Annotated in this window: 14 protein-coding genes; 7 read left to right on the forward strand and 7 right to left on the reverse strand. The window is 72.4% G+C overall.

What is annotated here, in order from left to right; all coding sequences use genetic code 11:
- Positions 1–8: 8 nt before the first annotated feature.
- Positions 9–515, reverse strand: a complete 507-nt coding sequence (locus ABZ272_RS17560; RefSeq protein WP_355050976.1) for an Lrp/AsnC family transcriptional regulator — start codon at positions 513–515, stop codon at positions 9–11.
- A gap of 130 nt (positions 516–645) precedes the next feature.
- Between ABZ272_RS17560 and hppD the strand changes: the two genes are divergently transcribed.
- The 6 genes from hppD to ABZ272_RS17590 all read left to right on the forward strand — a co-directional run bounded on the left by hppD (position 646) and on the right by ABZ272_RS17590 (position 6,482).
- On the forward strand, positions 646–1,851 hold the full coding sequence (gene hppD / locus ABZ272_RS17565) for a 4-hydroxyphenylpyruvate dioxygenase (RefSeq protein WP_355050977.1): 1,206 nt from the start codon (positions 646–648) through the stop codon (positions 1,849–1,851).
- Between the two features lie 11 nt (positions 1,852–1,862).
- Positions 1,863–2,588: an RDD family protein gene (locus tag ABZ272_RS17570; protein WP_355050978.1), complete on the forward strand. Its 726-nt coding sequence runs from the start codon at positions 1,863–1,865 to the stop codon at positions 2,586–2,588.
- Between the two features lie 37 nt (positions 2,589–2,625).
- Positions 2,626–3,651, forward strand: coding sequence for an RDD family protein (locus ABZ272_RS17575; protein WP_355050979.1), 1,026 nt, complete (start codon positions 2,626–2,628; stop codon positions 3,649–3,651).
- Entirely contained in the window at positions 3,648–4,751 is a 1,104-nt protein-coding gene (gene hisC, locus ABZ272_RS17580; protein WP_355050980.1) for a histidinol-phosphate transaminase, read from the forward strand. The genes ABZ272_RS17575 and hisC overlap by 4 nt, the downstream gene beginning before the upstream one ends.
- Positions 4,752–4,885: 134 nt before the next feature.
- A complete protein-coding gene (locus tag ABZ272_RS17585) occupies positions 4,886–5,440 on the forward strand; it encodes a hypothetical protein (RefSeq protein ID WP_355050981.1) in 555 nt (184 codons plus the stop codon).
- 127 nt (positions 5,441–5,567) lie between these two features.
- The gene (locus ABZ272_RS17590; protein ID WP_355050982.1) at positions 5,568–6,482 is read left to right on the forward strand and encodes a hypothetical protein; all 915 of its coding nucleotides are present in this window, start codon (positions 5,568–5,570) and stop codon (positions 6,480–6,482) included.
- A 22-nt stretch (positions 6,483–6,504) separates the two neighbouring features.
- Here ABZ272_RS17590 and ABZ272_RS17595 read toward each other — a convergent pair whose 3' ends face one another.
- From ABZ272_RS17595 to ABZ272_RS17620, 6 genes are all read right to left on the reverse strand, one after another.
- Positions 6,505–6,858, reverse strand: coding sequence for an LPXTG cell wall anchor domain-containing protein (locus ABZ272_RS17595; protein WP_355050983.1), 354 nt, complete (start codon positions 6,856–6,858; stop codon positions 6,505–6,507).
- 90 nt (positions 6,859–6,948) lie between these two features.
- Positions 6,949–8,205 (reverse strand): PQQ-binding-like beta-propeller repeat protein, encoded by a 1,257-nt coding sequence (locus ABZ272_RS17600; protein ID WP_355050984.1) that lies wholly within the window; start codon positions 8,203–8,205, stop codon positions 6,949–6,951.
- A gap of 84 nt (positions 8,206–8,289) precedes the next feature.
- Positions 8,290–8,772, reverse strand: a complete 483-nt coding sequence (locus ABZ272_RS17605; protein WP_355050985.1) for an SRPBCC family protein — start codon at positions 8,770–8,772, stop codon at positions 8,290–8,292.
- Between the two features lie 111 nt (positions 8,773–8,883).
- Entirely contained in the window at positions 8,884–9,093 is a 210-nt protein-coding gene (locus tag ABZ272_RS17610) for a DUF397 domain-containing protein (protein ID WP_355050986.1), read from the reverse strand.
- 155 nt (positions 9,094–9,248) lie between these two features.
- Positions 9,249–10,445, reverse strand: a complete 1,197-nt coding sequence (gene fahA / locus ABZ272_RS17615; protein WP_355050987.1) for a fumarylacetoacetase — start codon at positions 10,443–10,445, stop codon at positions 9,249–9,251.
- A complete protein-coding gene (locus tag ABZ272_RS17620) occupies positions 10,442–11,311 on the reverse strand; it encodes a hypothetical protein (protein ID WP_355050988.1) in 870 nt (289 codons plus the stop codon). Before ABZ272_RS17620 ends, fahA begins: the two co-directional genes overlap by 4 nt.
- 94 nt (positions 11,312–11,405) lie before the next feature.
- On the opposite strand from ABZ272_RS17620, the gene ABZ272_RS17625 reads away from it, so the two are divergent.
- On the forward strand, positions 11,406–12,572 hold the full coding sequence (locus ABZ272_RS17625) for a homogentisate 1,2-dioxygenase domain-containing protein (RefSeq protein ID WP_355050989.1): 1,167 nt from the start codon (positions 11,406–11,408) through the stop codon (positions 12,570–12,572).
- Positions 12,573–12,676 lie beyond the last annotated feature (104 nt).

Below are 12,676 nucleotides of genomic sequence, written 5' to 3' on the forward strand. Positions count from 1 at the left end.
CGCAAGCGTTAGGAAGGTGCCCTTCCTTCAGATCGGACGGCGCTGCGGATCAGCGGGAGCGTGCGGTAGGGAATCTGCTCGGCCAGGGCGATGATCGTCGACGCGCGGGTGATGCCGGCGAACGAGACGATCTGGTCGATGACCCGTTGCAGGTCGGTGTTGGAGCGGGCCACGATCCGGCAGAGCAGGTCGCTGGAGCCGGTGATGGTGTGCGCCTCCAACACCTCGGGGATCGCCGCCAGGTGGGCGGTGACCGGGTCGTGGCCCTGCCGTTGGCTGATCTCCAGCGTGACGAAGCTGGTCACCCCGAAGCCGATCGCGGCCGGCGAGATCTCCGGACCGAAGCCCCGGATGACACCCCGCTCGACGAGCTTGTCCAGCCGTGCCTGCACGGTGCCCCGGGCCACGCCGAGCCGCCGGGAGCACTCCAGCACCCCGATCCGCGGCTCCTCGGCGAGCAGTTCGACCAACCGGACATCGAGCGCGTCGAGCTGTACAGCCTGCTCACCTCTCATGGGTTCAGACCATACCGAATGCGCAACCTGACCAGCATTTACGTCGACAGTTGCCCACCCGGTGCCCGCCCCGCGATCCTTCGGTCAGGAACCGGCCCACGAGGCCGGCCGGTACGCGAGGGAGGCCACCATGACCCAGGCGATCGACCGACCCCAGTCGACGGAGGACGTCGACATCGACCGGCTCGTCGGCGCTGTCGACCACGACATCAGCCACGACCCGTTCCCCGTCCGTGGGCTCGACCACGTGCACTTCCTGGTCGGCAACGCCAAGCAGGCGGCGCACTACTACTCCACCGCGTTCGGGATGACCTGCGTGGCGTACCGGGGCCCGGAGCAGGGCTACCGCGACCACGCCCAGTACGTGCTGACCAGCGGCTCGGCCCGGTTCGTGCTGACCGGCGCGGTGCGCCCGGACGCCGACGGCGCGGAGCACGTGGCGAAGCACAGCGACGGCATCAGCGACATCGCGCTCGAGGTGCCGAACGTCGACGCCGCGTACGCGCACGCCGTCGGTCAGGGCGCCACCGGCGTCGTCGAGCCGCACGACGTGACCGACGAGAACGGCACCGTCCGGATGGCCTCCATCGCCGCGTACGGCGACACCCGGCACACCCTCGTCGACCGGTCCCGCTACCGCGGCCCGTTCCTGCCCGGCTTCGTGGCCCGCGGCCCGATCGTCGACCGGCAACCCATGATCGACGCCGGCATCCAGCCGAAGCGGTTCTTCCAGGCCGTCGACCACGTGGTCGGCAACGTCGAGCTGGGCCGCATGGACGAGTGGGTGGAGTTCTACAAGCGGGTGATGGGCTTCTCCAACATGGCGGAGTTCGTCGGCGACGACATCGCCACCGACTACTCGGCGCTGATGAGCAAGGTCGTCGCGAACGGCACCCGCAAGGTGAAGTTCCCGCTCAACGAGCCGGCCATCGCCCGCAAGAAGTCGCAGATCGACGAGTACCTGGAGTTCTACCAGGGCCCCGGCGCCCAGCACATCGCCGTCGCCACCAACGACATCGTGGCCAGCGTGGACGCGATGCGCGCCGCCGGCGTCGAGTTCCTGGACACGCCCGACTCGTACTACGACGACCCGGAGCTGCGGGAGCGGATCGGCAACGTGCGGGTGCCGATCGAGCAGCTCAAGGAGCGCAAGATCCTGGTCGACCGGGACGAGGACGGCTACCTGCTCCAGATCTTCACCAAGCCGGTGCAGGACCGCCCGACCGTCTTCTTCGAGCTGATCGAGCGGCACGGCTCGCTGGGCTTCGGCAAGGGCAACTTCAAGGCGCTCTTCCAGGCCATCGAGCGGGAGCAGGAAGCGCGCGGCAACCTGTAACACTGTCGAGCGTGACGCAGCCTCCGTCGTACCCGACGCCGCCGGTCGGTGGGCCTCCGCCCGCCGCCGGCGGCGTCGCGCCATCGCCCGGCCCACACCCCCAGGGGTACGGCGTGCCGCCGCACCAGGCCCCACCGGGGTACGGCGTGCCGCCGCAGTACGCCCCACCCGGGTACCCTCCGCCGCACTGGCCGGTCGCCCAGCCCGCGCTCAGCCCGGGCGGCCAGCCGCTGGCCAGCTTCGGTGACCGGCTGCTGGCCTGGCTCATCGACACGGCACTGGCGAGTGTCGTGTCGATGGTGCTGTTCATGCCGGTCTTCCTGGTCCTGTGGTGGCAGATGTTCAGCGAGATGACCCGGACCAACCCGGACGGCACGCTCGTGGAGCCCGACCCGGCCACCTTCCTCACCGACTTCTTCCTGCCGCTCCTGCTGGCGGAGCTGGGACTGGTCGTGGTGCTGCTCGGGCTCTACTGGCTCTACCACGTGGAGTACCTCAAGCGCGGCGGCCAGACGCTCGGCAAGAAGATCATGAAGCTGCGCGTGGTGCCGATCGATCCGAACCGCACGCTGGACCGGCGGATGGCCGGCCGCCGGTGGCTCGTGCAGTACCTGGCGTGCTCGCTGGTCCCCGGCCTGAGCTACGTCGACGGCTTCTGGCAGCTCTGGGACAAGCCCTGGCAGCAGTGCCTCCACGACAAGTTCGCCGCGACGGTCGTCGTTAAGGTTGCCTCGTGAGCGAGCGAACCAGCAGGTACGGCAGCGGAGCGTCGGCGTGAGTGTGGAGCCCGGCTGGTACGTCGACCCCGCCGACCGCGAGACCCGTCGTTACTGGGACGGCGAGGGTTGGCTCGGCGCGGCCATCCCCGTCGACGCGACCCCGCCCGACGGACCGCCCCCGCCCGAGCCGCCGCCCGTACCGGTCACCCCGGTCGCGCCGGCCGGCGCCCCCTCGGCGGAGACCGCGCCGGGCTGGCCGCCGCACCCCGGCCCGCCGCACGCCGGACACCGTCCGCAAGCCGGCCCGCCTCCGGGCTGGGGCCCGCAGAACGGTCCCGCCGGTTGGGGCCCGCAGGGCACACCTCCCGGTTGGGGTCCGCAGGGCACACCCTCCGGTTGGGGTCCGCAGAGCGTGCCGCCCGGCTGGGGTCCGCAGGGCACACCGCCCGGCTGGGTCCCCGGCTGGCCCGGCCGTCCACCGGAGCCGCGTCCGCACGGGCTCAGGTTGGCCGGTTACGGGCGCCGACTCGTCGCCCGGTTGATCGACTTCGCTGTCGTCTTCGCGCTGAACGTGCTCGTCAACGGCTGGTTCGTCTGGCGGTGGCTGGAAGAGCTGACGCCGTACTGGCGGGAGGCGTTCCGGCGTGGGATGGAGGGCAACACCTCCAGCGAGGGACTGCCGCCGATCAGCGAGCAGGCCGGGCTCCTCCAGGTGGCGATCGTGGCGATCGCCACCGCGCTGTGGCTGGCGTACGAGGTGCCCGCCATGGCCGGCAACGGGCAGACCATCGGCAAGCGGGTGATGCGTATCCGCGCCGTCCCCATCGAGGCCGACCAGCCGTTGGGCTTCGGCCGGGCGCTGCGCCGATGGACGACGCTGGGGATGTCCACCCTGCTCTGGCCCTGCTTCGGGATCGGTCTGCTGATCCAGCTCATCGACTCCGTGTCCCCGCTCGTCGACCACCCGCTGCGCCGGGCGCTGCACGACCGGCGCGCGCTGACGGTGGTCGTCGAGGTCCCCGCCACCACCGGTCCCCCCGCCACCGACGATCACCCTCAGCCCTCGGGAGACACCCCATGACCGACTCCGGACGTCACCAGCCGGCGGTGCGCCTGACCCGCGCCGACCTGGACGCGCTGCCCAGCTACGTGCCCGGGCGCAGCCCCGCCGACCTGGCCCGCGAGCTGGGCCTGCCGGAGGCCATCAAGCTCGCCAGCAACGAGGTGCCGTACGGGCCGCTGCCGGGCGTGGTCGAGGCGGTCACCGAGGCGGTCAGCGGCTCGCACCGGTACCCGGACATGGGCGTGGTCGCGCTGCGCGACGCGTTGGCCCAGCGGTACGGCGTGGACGCCGACCGGATAGCCACGGGCTGCGGGTCGGTGGCGCTCGCCGAGCACCTCGTACGGGCCACCTGCCTGCCGGGTGACGAGGTGCTGTACGCGTGGCGGTCGTTCGAGGCGTACCCGATCATCGCGGCGACCAGCGGCGCGACAAGCGTGCGGGTCGCCAACGACGCCGGGCACGGGCACGACCTGGCGGCCATGGCGGCGGCCGTGACCGACCGGACCCGGATGATCCTGGTCTGCAACCCGAACAACCCCACCGGCACGGCCGTCCGCCGGGCCGAGCTGGACCGGTTCCTCGACTCGGTGCCGGACGACGTGCTGGTGGTCATCGACGAGGCGTACCGGGAGTTCGTCACGGACCCCGAGGTGCCGGACGGCCTGGACTACCTCGGTCGGCCGAACGTGGCGGTGCTGCGCACCCTGTCCAAGGCGTGGGGCCTCGCCGGGCTGCGGATCGGCTGGCTGGTCGCGCAGCCAGCGGTGGCGGCGGCGGTCCGCAAGGTGGTGACGCCGTTCTCCACGAGTACGGCTGCCCAGGCCGGCGCGCTCGCGGCGCTGGCGCAGGCCGACGAGATGGAGCGCCGGTGCACGCTGGTCGTCGCCGAGCGGGACCGGGTCACCGAGGCGCTGCGCAAGTTCGTGCCGGACGTGCCGACCAGCCAGGCGAACTTCGTCTGGCTGCCGCTGGGCGACCGGGCCGTGGCGTTCGGCAAGGCGTGCGAGTCGCGCGGGGTGATCGTGCGGCCGTTCGCCGGGGACGGCGTCCGGGTCACCATCGGCACCCCGGCCGAGAACGACGCGTTCCTGGCCGCCGCGGAGGCGGCGCTCGCCTGAGCGGACGGCGGCAACCAAGCCGGTGACTTGCGACCGTTTTGTCCGATTAAGCCTATTCACTGCCCTATCTTCCGAAGTGGCCGGCGTGGCGAGGACCCGCGCCGGCCCACTTCGAGAAGACGGGGTAATCAACAGTGCGTACTGCCAAGATCTGTCTCGCCGGAGCGGCCGCCGCCGCGATGGTCGGCTTCCTCGCGGCACCCGCCGCCGCGGCGCCCACCGACACGACGACCACCACGTTCGAGGTGCTCGCCGGCACCCTCGACATCGACGCGCCGGCCAGCGCCGACCTGGGTAGCGGCGCACCCGGCGGCACCATCACCGGCCAGCTCGGCACGGTGACGGTCACCGACTCCCGAGGGGCCGCCGACGCGTCCTGGGTCGCGTCGGTGACGGCGACGGTCTTCCAGACCGGCACCAGCTCGCCGCCCGAGACGGTCCTGCCGGAGGAGATCGACTACTGGTCCGGGCCGGCGACCGCCACCACCGGCACCGGCACCTTCACCCCCGGTCAGGCCACCGCCGGCGACGCGGAGCCGCTCTCCAGCACCACTCCGCTCACCGTGTTCACCCACTCGGGCGGCACCGGCGGCAACACCGCCTCCTGGAACCCCACCCTCGTGGTCAACGTTCCGCTGGACAGCATCGCGGGCATCTACACCGGCACGGTGACACATTCGGTGGCGTGACCGCCGGGGGCGGTCGACCATCGCGGTCACGCTCGCCCTGCTCTGCCTCGCCGGTCCGGGTCTGTCGACCCGGGCCGGCGCGGTCGAGCCGGACACGGGTTCGGACGAGGGCAGCATCGGGATCCGCTTGCTGGAGGCCCCGACCGATCGCCGGGACGACCCGCGGGCACTGCGTTACATCGTCGATCACCTACCGCCGGGCACCACCATCAAGCGGCAACTGCTGATCGTCAACCGGACCGCAGAATCGCGCCGCGCCGACGTGTACGCGGCTGCGGCGACCCTGGATGGTTCGTCGTTCACGTTCGGCGAGGGTCGTGCGGCGAACGAGCTGACGTCGTGGACCACCGTCGACCGCGGCAGCGTGGAGTTGGAGCCGTGGGGCGAGGCCCGTGTCCGGGTGACCATCACCGTGCCGCCGGCCGCCTCACGGGGTGAGCGGTACGGGGTGATCTGGGCGTCCACCAACTCCGCGCCCCGAACGGGCGGCGAGGTCAAACAGATCCACCGGGTCGGCGTCCGGATGTATCTCGACATCGGCCCCGGCGGCGAACCGGCCTCGGACTTCGCGATCGGCGACCTACGCCCGGCCCGCGGCCCCGAGGGCAAGCCTTCGGTGACCGTGCAGGTCACCAACACCGGCGGTCGCGCTGTCGACCTGACCGGCGCGATCCTGCTGAGCGACGGACCGGCCGGCAGCCGGGCCGGCCCGTTCCCGGTCGGGCAGGGCGTCACGCTACCCCCGGGCGGCGCCGGGCAGGTCGTCGCCACCTTCCCGGCCGAGTTGCCGAACGGCCCCTGGAAGGCCGAGGTGAACCTGGAGAGCGGGCTGGTCAAGCGGAGCCTGACCGCACAGATCCGGTTCCCCGACCCGGGCCGGGCCGGCCGGGAGGGCCGCGTCGTCTCCCGCGTGCCCTCCCCTTGGGCCCTGGGCGCAGTCGTCTCGGCGCTGCTGCTGGTCACCGGCCTCGCGGTGCTCGTGCGCCGACGCCGTCGCTCGGCCGCTGCTCCACCCCGCGAACGCGTCCCGGCCGGACGCTGACACCCGTCGACGGCCGGACGCGTCAGCTCGGCCGTCGGCGGCGTGCGGCCAGCCACCCGACGGCTACCAGCGTCATGCCCACGGCGACGAGGAGCAGAACCGACCCGTCCGAGCCGGTCACCGGCAGCTTTCCACCGTGGCTGGGCGTCGGGGTGGGTGGATGCCGGGTCGGCGAGGGCGTGGGTGGGGTGACGGTCGGCGAGACCGGCACCACCTCGAAGGTGACATTCGCGTCGTTCGACGGCGCGACCCGCACGACGGCCGACGCTGTCGCCGGCGCCCCGCCAGGGGCGGGCGTCGGCGGCACCGTGATCACGAGGCCCGCGGTGGCCGCGAGCACACCGCCGACCCACCGCCTGGCTGCTCTGTTGCCCACGCGTCGACCCCTTCCACCGGAAACCTGAACCATGAAAAAGGTACCCATTACGGTCAGAAGTGGTGAAAGTTTCAAGGTCGGGTGCCCCGATCAGGTGGCGGCCAGGATCACCGCCTCCGAGGTGAGGTAGTAGCGCTGGTCGTCGCCGTCCGGATCGACCGGCGCGCGCAGCCGTTCCACCGCGACGTAGCCCGCCTCGGCCCAGACCGCCCCGGGCGTCCAGCCCGTGCCGTCCGAGCCGACGTTGAGCGTGCTTCGGGACAGCAGACGCCCGGTCACCGGGTCGAGCGTCACCAGGTCGTTCAGCTCGGTCAGCAGATGCACCCGGCCGGGCTGGGCGGCCAGCACCCGCGCCGGGCCCAGGCCGGCGTAGCGCCACAGCTCGGCACCCGTACGCGCCGACCGACCCACCGCCACCCCGTCGACGACACCGACAGCCTGTTCGCCGACCACGACGACGCCGGCCCGGTCCAACGTGGGCGCGGCCACCGGCTCGCCACCACCCAACACCCAACCCCGGCCACCGGCGTCCCCCGGGCCCGCCGTGCGCAGGGCCCGGCACCCCGACCGGCCGGTACGACATCCGAGCGGGGTGGCCACCAGGTCGTCCGGGCCGCCCGGCGGTCGCCAGCGCTCGCCCACCAGGCCCGTCGCGGCGTCCCGGAACTCGATCGCGGCCGGTCCGGAGCAGGTGTCCAGACCGATCAGCTGCCCGGTCGCCGTGGTGCCGACGTCGCTACGACAGTCGCCGGGCAGGTCGGTCCGCCACAGCTCCCGACCGCTGGACAGCTCCACCCCGCTCGCCTGCGTCTTTCCGGTGACGGTCAGTACGGTCCGGCCGTCCGGAAGGTCGGTGAAAAGGAGCCCGCTCGGGTTCCAGACGATGGCGGCACCGGTGCGCCGGACCACCGCCGTGCTCGCAACGGGCACCGGCCCGTCGGCCCGCCAGCGGACCCGCCCGGTGGACGCGTCGAGCGCGACCAACCGGCCGTCCGACCAGCGGCTGACCACGATGGTGCCACTCGCCACCACCCCGGTCAGCTCCGCCGGCCACCGCCGGTACGACCAGTAGGGCGTGGTGCGGTGCCGCCAGTCGACCGGCCGGTCGGCGTAGACCTGGCGGTGGGCGGTGTACACCCGCAGCCGCCCGTCCACGATCAACGGGGCGACCGGGAGACGGCCGATCACACCGGCTGCGGGTTGGGGCGCCGCCGGATAGTCCGCTCGGGCCGGCGTAATCACCTCGGCCGGCGCGAGCACCCGGTGGACGACGACCGCGACGGCCGCCACGGCGAGTAGCACCGCCACCGCCAGCACGAGCCGTCGCCGGCCCCTCGGGAACCCCATGCCGCACCTCCGCCCGGCACCCTACCCAGCGTTGCGGGTCGGAGCCCCGTCAGGTTGTACGGGTCAAGCTCCGGGCACGTGCGCTCAGGCCGCTTTGAGCGAGCCGGCGGCGCGAGCAGCGACGGCCAGGTCGGCGAGGTCACGCCGGAGCGCCACCTCGACCGCCCGGGCGGCGAGGCCACCGAGCAGCAGGGCCACCACCCGACCGTACGGATCGGTCGGCACCGCCTCCTGGGTGACGGTGACCGCGGTGCGCGGGCCGCGACGTCGCCGGGCCGGACGCAGACGCCAGGTGATCCGGTAGTCCGCACCCGCGCCGGAGGAGCAGAGCACCAGCCGCTGGGGCGCGAGCGCCTCCACGACCAGGAACTCCTCGGTGAGAGTGCCGCCGCCCGGCTGGGCGCGCTCCGCACGCCAGGCGGTGCCCGGCCCGAACGGGCCCGGGGTCAGCACCTCGACCGGACCGGCCCCGGTCAGTCGGGCGGCCCGGTCGGACAGGTCGGTCAGCAGGCACCAGACATCGACGGCGTCCGCCTCGATGAAACCGGTAACCGCGACCGTCGACATGCCACCCTCCTGTGCCACCGACGGTACGCGCGGTACGGGCCGGACGAGGCCCCCGGACGGAATTTCCACCACCCGGAGGCCACGTTGTCCGTTCCGCCGGCGCGACACCGCTCAGCGTTCGAAGCGACCAGACCTGATCGCCCCGACGAACGCTGTCCATCCCGGCGGGCTCACGGCCAGTGTGGGGCCGCTCTGGTCCTTGGAGTCGCGGACCGCGACCAGGCCGATCACGTCGACCAGGTTGTCCGCCACCTCCACGCAGAGTCCCTGGTCGTTGGAGCGGCTGCTGGTGCGCCAGAGCGCCCCGGTGAGATCGTGCATCGTTGTTACCTCCGTGTGCGTCGGGACGCCCCACCACTCCACAGGGCGTGGCGGGGCGACTGATCCGCGTGATCAACGGGGTAACCGGGGTGTGGTTATCGCACAGACGGTGCGACCAAGAGTCTCGTCGATGAGACGGTCCGGCGGCGGGTGCCTCAGCGGGCCGGCTGGACCGTTCCGGTGACCTCACCCAGGGCGATGGTGGTGCCGTCCGGCCCGGGCGCGGTGGCGGTGATGGTGACGGTGTCGCCGTCGACGAGGAAGGTACGGCTCTCGGCGCCGACCTTCGCCGGCTCGGCCCCGCCCCAGGTCAGTTCCAGGAACGAGCCGACCTGGGAGCGTTCGGGGCCGGAGACGGTGCCCGAGGCGTACAGGTCGCCGGTGCGCAGGGACGCGCCGTTGACCGTCAGGTGCGCCAACTGCTGCGCCGGCGTCCAGTACATGCCGGCGAACAGCGGCTCGCTGACCCGTTCGCCGTTCCACTCGACCGACAGCCGCAGGTCGAGCCCCAGGTGCGGCACGTCGCGCAGGTAGTCGACGACCGGCGGGTCCTGGTCCGGAGCCGGCACGAAGGCGTCGGCCAACGCTTCCAACGGCGTCACCCAGGCCGAGACCGAGGTGGCGAAGGACTTGCCGAGGAACGGGCCGAGCGGCTGGTACTCCCAGGCCTGGATGTCGCGGGCCGACCAGTCGTTGACCAGCACCACCCCGAAGACGTGATCGGCGAAGTCGTCCACCGCGACCCGGTCGCCCAACGCGCTGGGCACACCGACCACGAAGCCGACCTCGGCCTCGATGTCGAGGCGTACCGACGGGCCGGTCACCGGACCCTCGGCGGACGCCCGCTGCCCGGTGGGCCGGACCACCGGCGTGCCGGAGACCACGACGGTCCCGGCGCGGCCGTGGTAGCCGATCGGCAGGTGCTTCCAGTTGGGCAACAGCGGCGGCTGCCCCGGGCGGAAGATCTGCCCGACGTTCGACGCGTGGTGCTCCGAGGAGTAGAAGTCGACGTAGTCGGCCACCTCGAACGGGAGCAGCATCTCCACGTCGGCCAGGGGCACCAGCAGCGGCTCGACCGCCGGTCGGTGCGCCGGGTCGGTGAGCAGCTCCACGATCCGCTGGCGGACCGCCGTCCACTGCGGACGCCCGAGCGCCATGAAGTCGTTGAGGGTGGGCCGGCCCAGCGCGCCGGCGGCCAGCACCAGCCCGGCGGCCTCCGCCCCGGCCAGGTCGAACACCCACGAGGAGATACGTACGCCGATCCGCGGCTCGTCCCCGCCGGAGGAGAACACCCCGTACGGCAGGTTCGTCACGCCGTACAGCGAACCGTCAACGCCGCTCACCCAGGTCACGCGTCGTAGCCCCCGTTCACCAGCCCCAGCCGGATCAGATCGGTAAGTGGTTCCAGGATGCTGCACGAGCCGAAGCCGACCCAGAGTGGGCGCGGCCCGGCCAGCCGTCCGTTGACGCGTTCGAGCAGCGGACGTGGATCGAGGGCGGCCAGCAGCTCCGCGACCACCCGCTCGCTCTCCCTGTCGGCGGCGGCGAGCGTCGCGGCCAGCACGTTGGCGTAGCCGTGGTGGGTGAACCCGGTCTCCGGGTCGAGGTGCCGCACCGCCTGGTGCAGTCCGGCGGTGAGCTTGAACGGCAGCGCGCGGTCGCGGCAGGCGCAGAGCACCGCCGCCAGCTCGGCCGGGGTGGGGAACAGCTCCGCGGCGAGGCCGCCGGTGCGGAACTTGGCGGCGATCGGCACGCCGTCGGCCCGGGCGGCGGCGAGCGCGTCCAGGGCGCTCATCAGCCCGAAGGTCAGCGGCAGCTCGGCGTAGACGGATTCGACGCCCGGCAGGGTCCCGGTCAGCCGTAGCAGCTCGGCGATGCCGGGTAGCGGGTCCTCGCCGCGCTTGGCGACGGCCACCTCGACCTGCCGGGCCGTGATGCCGTCCGGCGGAAGGAACGAGAGCGCGAACGGCAACTGGGCGATCCCGGTGTCGCCGATCAGCCCGACCACAAAGCCCTCGGCCCGCTGGACGAGACGGTTCAGGTCACCCGACGCGACGGTCGAGGCGGGGACGAGCAGCGGGCCGACCAGATCCGCGTACCAGGCGGCGCGGTGCTGGCGGTGCGCCTTCAGCGCGTCGGGCAGCGTGGCGCTGCCCGGAGGGAAGACGGCGGCGTCGTCCACCAGGCCGTCGAGGAGCGCGGGCACCTGCGTTGACACGGAACAAGAATCTACGGGACGCTACAAGGAACGGACAACAGCGTCCGATTATCGGACGCCTTCGGCCGGTGAACGGGATATATCGGGAGGCGAGATGCCGTACTACCGCAGCGTCGGCGAGGTGCCGCGCAAGCGCCACACCCAGTTCCGCCAGCCCGACGGCAGCCTCTACGCCGAGGAGCTGATGGGGCAGGAGGGCTTCTCCTCCGACTCGTCGCTGCTCTACCACCGGCACGCGCCCACCGCGATCCTGGCCGCCGACGAGTTCACCCCGCCCGCGTTCACCCGGACGCCGAACCTGCCGCTCAAGCCCCGCCACCTGCGCACCCACAAGCTCGACGCCGGTGATGCCGACCCGATCCTCGGCCGGCAGTACCTGCTCGCCAACGACGACGTCCGCATCGGGTACGTGCTCGCCGACCGGCCCTCCCCGCTGTTCCGCGACGCCACCGGCGACCACTGCCTGTACGTCGAGTCGGGCACGATGCGGGTCGAGTCCCCGTTCGGGGCGCTGGACGCGGTCGCCGGCGACTACGTCGTCATCCCCACCTCGACCATCCACCGGCTGGTCCCCACCGGTGACGCGCCCGTCCGGCTGCTCGCCGTCGAGGCGTCCGGGCACATCGGCCCGCCCAAGCGCTACCTCTCCGTACGCGGGCAGTTCCTGGAGCACTCGCCGTACTGCGAACGCGACGTCCGCGGCCCCGACACCCCTCTGCTCGTGGACGGCGAGGAGGTCGAGGTCCTGGTCCGGCACCGTCGCGGCTGGACCCGTCACGTCTACGCGAACCACCCGTTCGACGTGGTCGGCTGGGACGGGCACCTGTACCCGTGGGCGTTCTCCATCCACGACTTCGAGCCGATCACCGGCCGCATCCACCAGCCCCCGCCGGTGCACCAGACCTTCCAGGGGCCCAACTTCGTCATCTGCTCCTTCGTGCCACGCAAGGTCGACTACCACCCGCAGTCGATCCCGGTGCCGTACAACCACCACAATGTCGACTCCGACGAGATGCTCTTCTACACCGGCGGCAACTACGAGGCCCGGCGCGGCTCCGGCATCGAGCAGGGCTCGATCTCGCTGCACCCCTCCGGGTTCACCCACGGCCCCCAGCCGGGCGCCGCCGAACGCTCCATCGGCGCGGACTACTTCGACGAGTTGGCCGTCATGGTCGACACCTTCCGCCCCCTCGACCTCTGCGACGCGGCACGGGCCTGCGAGGACGAGGGGTACGCCTGGACTTGGGCGCGTTCTGTCTAGTCGCCCTTGGGTTTTCGCCGGAGCCCGCCCGCTCTGGGCGGTCAGGCTTGATCCCGACGCGGGCGGGCTCCGGCGAAAACCCTGACGTGGGCGAGCTATACGAC

The organism is Micromonospora sp. NPDC005979 (genome assembly GCF_040614415.1).
GTDB lineage: Bacteria > Actinomycetota > Actinomycetes > Mycobacteriales > Micromonosporaceae > Micromonospora.

Coding starts and splice junctions, on each gene's coding strand:
- ABZ272_RS17625 (WP_355050989.1), top strand. CDS start 11,406: ATGCCGTACTACCGCAGCGTCGGCGAGGTGCCGCGCAAGCGCCACACC.
- hisC (WP_355050980.1), top strand. CDS start 3,648: ATGACCGACTCCGGACGTCACCAGCCGGCGGTGCGCCTGACCCGCGCC.
- ABZ272_RS17600 (WP_355050984.1), bottom strand. CDS start 8,205: ATGGGGTTCCCGAGGGGCCGGCGACGGCTCGTGCTGGCGGTGGCGGTG.
- hppD (WP_355050977.1), top strand. CDS start 646: ATGACCCAGGCGATCGACCGACCCCAGTCGACGGAGGACGTCGACATC.
- ABZ272_RS17605 (WP_355050985.1), bottom strand. CDS start 8,772: ATGTCGACGGTCGCGGTTACCGGTTTCATCGAGGCGGACGCCGTCGAT.
- ABZ272_RS17560 (WP_355050976.1), bottom strand. CDS start 515: ATGAGAGGTGAGCAGGCTGTACAGCTCGACGCGCTCGATGTCCGGTTG.
- ABZ272_RS17610 (WP_355050986.1), bottom strand. CDS start 9,093: ATGCACGATCTCACCGGGGCGCTCTGGCGCACCAGCAGCCGCTCCAAC.